3 protein-coding genes and 1 pseudogene are annotated in these 6,239 nt (G+C 34.1%); 1 reads left to right on the top strand and 3 read right to left on the bottom strand.

Annotated elements, in window-relative coordinates; translation table 11 throughout:
• Positions 1-533: 533 nt before the first annotated feature.
• The 3 genes and pseudogenes from CN514_RS03250 to CN514_RS03240 all read right to left on the bottom strand — a co-directional run.
• Positions 534-4,826 (bottom strand): S8 family serine peptidase, encoded by a 4,293-nt coding sequence (locus CN514_RS03250; protein WP_176525775.1) that lies wholly within the window; start codon positions 4,824-4,826, stop codon positions 534-536.
• 233 nt (positions 4,827-5,059) lie between these two features.
• Positions 5,060-5,221, bottom strand: coding sequence for an SRPBCC domain-containing protein (locus tag CN514_RS26750; RefSeq protein ID WP_353652051.1), 162 nt, complete (start codon positions 5,219-5,221; stop codon positions 5,060-5,062).
• Between the two features lie 236 nt (positions 5,222-5,457).
• Positions 5,458-5,707: pseudogene (locus CN514_RS03240) on the bottom strand (ArsR/SmtB family transcription factor); the annotation flags it as partial.
• 234 nt (positions 5,708-5,941) lie between these two features.
• On the opposite strand from CN514_RS03240, the gene CN514_RS03235 reads away from it, so the two are divergent.
• On the top strand, positions 5,942-6,148 hold the full coding sequence (locus CN514_RS03235) for a hypothetical protein (RefSeq protein ID WP_056473396.1): 207 nt from the start codon (positions 5,942-5,944) through the stop codon (positions 6,146-6,148).
• Positions 6,149-6,239 lie beyond the last annotated feature (91 nt).

The raw sequence follows: 6,239 nt of genomic DNA, 5'->3' as shown, positions 1-6,239 counted from the left end.
CTCATTAACATTGCTCCTTTTTTTATCTGTTTTAAGTTTTATATTTATTTCGCTACTTTTTAAAATTAGTAAATTTATAAAATGATAGATTACTAATCATTCCTAGTAAAAAATAAATACAATTTGAATTTTACCTACTCTACTGTTCACAGTAAATTGGGGGAATAAAGCATAGTTCGATAGAATGATAAGATGGCAATTTCGGTTAAAAAGATTGTCTAATGAACGACTTTTAAATAGAATTTAGGGTCTTTACCTCGAAAAATGTTAATAACCTCTTTGGGAGGATTATTTTTTAGTGGATTACTTATATAAGATTTGGGGTAATAAACAAATATTGTTAATAGTTTCCAAAAGAACTAATAGAATTTAGTTAGTAATTTATTAAAATGTATATAAAGCACTACTTAGAAAATGGTATTTTTGACAGTAATTCCATCTGTAGATCTGTGGAATAAAGTAGATTGCCGTATTATAAAAAATCGGTAACGACATATAGTCGTCACCGATTCTACTATAAACCTATTATTCAATTACTCTAAACCAAGGTCAGTTAAAACATCATCTAAAGATTTACCCTTAAACTTTTTAACTGCCTTAGGAGAGTTCTCATTCCACGGATTTTGCATAGAGTAGTTATCGATTACAAACTGCATATCTTTCTCATCAACTACGCCATCATAGTTAATATCCGCATCGCGCTTATTAGTCCCCCAATAAGTTTCGATGTAAAGAGCATCTTTCACGTCAATTACATTGTTTTTATCTACATCTCCACCAGGGATATAGCTATAATCAACTGGTTTAGATCCGGCAGTCACTTTACCGTCTTCTTTTATACCAACTGTAAAGTCTTTTTTAAATGTAAAGTGTCCTGGTACGTCAATTGATAAAGTAAATGGTTTATCTGTAATTGGTAATCTAGTTGTGAAACCCTGTGGAGCAGTTACACTATTACCTAAAGGATCTGATACTCCATATTCTTTTCCACTTGAATCTTTTACACTAATTTTTGATCCAGCTTTATTATAGTCAATCTTTTTCATTATTGCATTCCCTAAATTATCAAATCCTGAAGCTAATCCTTCTGCTTGAACCGCGCCTCTCATTAGAGAATAAGTAGGAGTCACATAGAAATAAGGTTGAATGCCTTGAGTTGTTACTGTACTATTATCAACATCTGTATAAACAGCTTTAAAGAATCTAGATGTACCAGTTGGATCTTCTAACTGCATTGCTCCTTTGTAGTATTGGTCTTTTGCTTTGAAAGTCAAGTCTACTAAAGAAGTATCTCCAGCAATCCCCGTTGTTGCTAGGTCACCAGTTGCTGTTGCTGTAATTGTCATAACATTGTACGTATTATTAAAAGTTGTAGTTGTATATTTAACATCTAATTTTCCATCATATGTTCCATGTGGCTTTACATTCATAACGTCTAAGAACTTAGCTGGATATAAGAATGAGTACTCAGCTTTTTTCACTGGCGTTGCTATATTTTTAGTTGAGAATGTTACTGTTGTAGAATCTCCCATGTTGATTCGTTGTTTATCAGAAATTGCTGTAGTATAAGCTGTTCCTTTTTTAATAAAGTATACGTCTTTAAAGCTACCATAATTTTCTACAGTTGATTTATCTCTGTCATAGAAATCATACTCAGTAATTGGTAAAGTATTTGGACCAGCTGTAGCCAATGGTATAGTAGAATTGAAGTTTCCATTTTCGTCTACTGGAATATTAATTTCAGCGGAGTTATTTGGATTATAATAATACATTTTATTTTCGCCTTGTGAAGCAGTAATTCCAGCTGCTTGCATTTCAGCTATATTTTTATCAAATGCATTACCTGATATTGTAACAGTTTTATCTGTTGCATTAGCAGTTTCTACAATTTGACCAGCTTCATAGTTCATCGTAACTTTTGGCTCTATTTCACCATAGAAAATTGGAGCATCTTTAGTGAAAGTTTCGCCTTTATCATTAGTACCAACCATTCTTATTTTCCATAGTCCTGGTGTAACTTCATCGAAACCAAATCCAACAGGGTTGTCTGGATCTCCAGTTAAAGGACTATATTGCCCATTGTTTAACACACCTCTGAAATAATATTCAGCATTCTCATCTGCACCCATTCCATCTGCTGTGCCAAGATAACCGATTTCTTCGTTTGTTTTTGGATCTACTAAGAAGAAATCAAATGTACGCATATGAGAATTTAGTTTAAAGTTTACTCCAACAGACCATTTTGTCGCATTACTTCCTGCTTCATAAGGTAATGTAAATGCTGCTGGATTACCTGTAACATAGTCAATATCCTCTTTTACCGTATGAATAGCAAACGGAATTTTATATTTTTCATCAGGATTTTTTTGATTTGTATAGACTACATAACCTTCATATGTTCCAAGCTTCGCAGTTTTAGGAACATTAATTGTTGCATCCATATTTGTACTGCTATATCGTTTTACTTTGACAGATGATTTCACTTCTAATGTAACACCGTTTACAGCAGCATCTTGATCCGCTCTAGAATCATTTGTGAATCGTGCATCCAATGTTTGAAATTGAACTTTTACATCAAATGTTTTATCTTCAGAGCTCTTATTAAATATAGTCATTGAACGTGATTCAGTAAAATCCGTGCCTTCAACAGCTTGTTCGCCAAAGCTTAATGCACCTGTAATATTTTTAATTGTTTTGATTCCTTTACTTGCAAGCGTAATCGAACTATCAGAATTTTTAGCGTTACTACTTAATGTTTTTGTCTGATCTTTCACTTGAATTTCTACTTGTGAATGAACAGCTTTGTAAGGATTTACAAGACCCGCACCTACCTCGTATACACTATATTTATCGTTTAATGAATCAGCTGAATTCATAAGGGATGCCTTAATATCTGCTGGCGTCATGTCTGGGTGAGCTTGTTTTAATAATGCTGCTACCCCAGAAACGTTTGGTGTAGCCATAGACGTACCAGATAGGCGTTCATAAGCATATTTATAATCAGGTAATGGTTTTCCATTTTCATCTTTATGCATATATGAAGGTACTGTTGAAAATACAGAAACACCTGGTGCTGTTACTTCTGGTTTAATATCATATAACACACGTGATGGACCTCTAGAGCTAAAATCTGCTAATTTATTACCTGTCGTTACAGTTTGGCTCATATCAGCGAATGTAAAATCAATTGTCTTACCCTTATTTGCTTCATTTAAAGGTATTTTTATACTAATATTCGTACCTTGTGTGCTATTTATTAAAAAGGTTGGTATATACCCATAAACGTTACCTAAGAAAACATCTTGTAATGTATCTCCTGATTGATTAGTTAAAACTACAGCCTTTGCTCCATGTGATTTAGCTCTTTTAACAATTTCTTCTACACCTAAGATACCACGCTGAGCAAGTACAATCTTTCCTGTTACATCGACTGGTATTGTATAATTTCCATCTGCGTCTCTTTTAAAATAAGCAGTTTCCGCCCCAGCTCCAACATTCACCATTTGATATGTTTTTCCTTGGAGGTCTGCTATATTATCTGTAAGTCCTTGAGCAGCTAATTTCAGATTAGCTGGTAAATCACCAGTAGAAGATTTCGCTGTCGCTGAATAATTTGGAATCGTTGCGGATGTATCACTTGCTCCAACTGTGATTGCCAAAGGAGCATTCCCAGGTGCACCTAATGAATACATCTTTTTTCCAGAATTTCCTGCTGCAACTACTGCTGTTACTCCTGAAAGTACAGCATTATTTACCGCAATTGACGTTGGATATAATGGATCATTGTAATTTGCTCCAAGTGACATACTAATGATATCCATACCTTCTGAAACAGCTTTATCAATACCTGCTAAAATTGCGGAAGTTGAACCAGATCCATACGGCCCTAAAACACGATAAGCATATATATCGGCGTCTGGAGCAACACCTGTTACCGCATAATCTGCGTTGTTTTTTCCTTGTCCAGCAATAATACCAGCTACATGCGTTCCATGCTCAGTATAATAAGCTTCACCATTTGTTTCTGGTTGTCCAGATTTCTGCCAATCAGCATAAGTTGTTTCCATTGGATCATTGTCATTATCGACGAAATCGTAACCACCTTTAAAAGCGCCTTTTAAATCTGGGTGATTGTAATCAATTCCAGTATCAAGAATACCAATTTTTACGCCTTTGCCTGTATATCCTTCTTCATGAAGTTTTTCAACACCTGGGAATGTTACCATATTATGAGTTGGCCCTTGCTCTCCAGAACCTTCTACTTTAGTTGTTGGATCATCTAGCTGAACTTGTAAATCACTCCATACTGCTTGAACAGCATTCGATTTTAGTAATGATTTTACTTTATTAGCAGGGATTGTCATTGAAACCCCATTAAATGCCTTTTTGAATGATCGTTTGATTTTGTATGGATTTTTCTTTTCTTTTAGCTCTTTACTAAAAATCGTTTTTAAATCTTGATCAAACGACTCGTGTGAAGCGTCTACCTTTGCTTGTGCATCTGCTTCAGAAAGAGTTGTTCCTTCAGTTTCTGCAACCATTACTGCTGTTTGTGCTGGCTTGTCCTTAAATTCGACAATGACTGAAGTTGGTGCATCGCTGGTTAAATCTAAATCAGGCGATACTTGAAGCCCTTCTTTGTCACTGACTTTTAATTGTTTAATAGCTTCACGTTGAGCTGGTGTAAATGCTGATAAAACTTGTTCTACTTTTGTCATTGATTGTGCATGAACATTGCGTCCATGCGAAATCGGATTAAATACGCTAGTTACAAGACCTGTTGTAAATGCCAGGGTTGTAACATTTTTTTTGATTTTCTTTTTCATCTTTCCCCATCTTCCTCTCTCTCTTGATAGTTTCATTATAGTGAGATTTGACAGAATTTTATTTTTCATAAATTTTATCAAATACAATTTTTTTATAATTCGAACATTTTCTACAAAAAATTTAAGAGCATGAATAAATGGAGAATAAACAAAAAAAGCAAACGGTATCTATTCCAATCCGTTTGCTTTCATCTATACGTTGGTTGAAAATCAAGAATATAGCGGTTTTTCGCTTATATGTCCCCTAACAACTTTTTTAGTACTTCGCTCATTCTAACCCAACCAAATTTCGCACCATTGAACGCTTGATCTTCTTTTTCAAATCCTATTTGTTCAAGATGCAAGTATGTTGTTCCATCTTCATACTTCAAGGTCCATGTAACTGAAGTAGTGATTCCTCCACCGACCCATGTGTAAGAGAGATTATTTAGTTTGTCTACTTCTTAAACTTCAAAATCAAGAATTAAATTGTACAGTTCCAATCTAAAGTTAAATTTATGTCCAACGACAGACTTACTATCATTAGGCATTACCCATTTCGAAAGAGTTTTCTGCATCTGTTTAGTGCATGCCATACTTTCTCAATCGGCTTCTTAAAACTATAATCTTGTGAAAATGCTAAATTCATTTTTTATTCCTCCTCTAATACTTGGTTTAAAAGTAATATTCATTCCAGAATTTCCTGTAAAACAATACCCATTCTTCAATTTCTCTTAATGGACCAGCATTTAGGCGATAACGTATTTCCCTACCGACCTTTCTACTGGTTACAAGACCTCTTTTAGTATTGCCAAATGCTTTGAAACAGCAGTTCTCACCATTTCAAAATGAACAGTCAACTCATTAAGCCGTAATTCTTCCACATCAGCCAACAAACTCATATTTTAATCAATCCTCTTAATTACTTTTTCAACTCGTTTTCTTTTAGTCTCTTTTTCAACCATCTCAAACCTAGAGGTAGTATCTCGGTAAATACATTTTTATTTTCTTCATTGAACAGTATGTACATAACACAACACGTACACTTTCTATAGCACATTTTTAAATACAAATCCTTTTAACTAAATACATAATTTCTCTTGAAGAAACCATCCTATTGACAGGAGGTGGATTAAATGTCTGAACCATTACAACCAGGGAATAAAAAACTTCCTGATTTTAATGAATTAAATGATCGGATTATTGCCGAGCATGGTACAACTGGACCAACATTGGTGATTAAAACGAATTTAGATCCAAAAGATTCTACTGAAGATAATCCTTACTATCGTAACGAAACGCATACACCTAAAAAACCATTTAAAAACTATTTTGAAGAGTAATATAAAGATGAGCTCGGCTTAAACCGGCTCATTTTTCTTTTTATACAAACTCTCAATTGAATGATTTTAGCACTTACGTACATACTAAGAA

It is taken from the genome of Bacillus sp. AFS001701, from assembly GCF_002559405.1.
GTDB lineage: Bacteria > Bacillota > Bacilli > Bacillales > Bacillaceae_G > Gottfriedia.
This window is presented reverse-complemented; position numbering and strand designations above follow the sequence as displayed.

Excerpts from the sequence above, each read along its gene's own strand:
- CN514_RS03235 (WP_056473396.1), top strand. The coding sequence starts at position 5,942 with ATGTCTGAACCATTACAACCAGGGAATAAAAAACTTCCTGATTTTAAT.
- CN514_RS03250 (WP_176525775.1), bottom strand. The coding sequence starts at position 4,826 with ATGAAAAAGAAAATCAAAAAAAATGTTACAACCCTGGCATTTACAACA.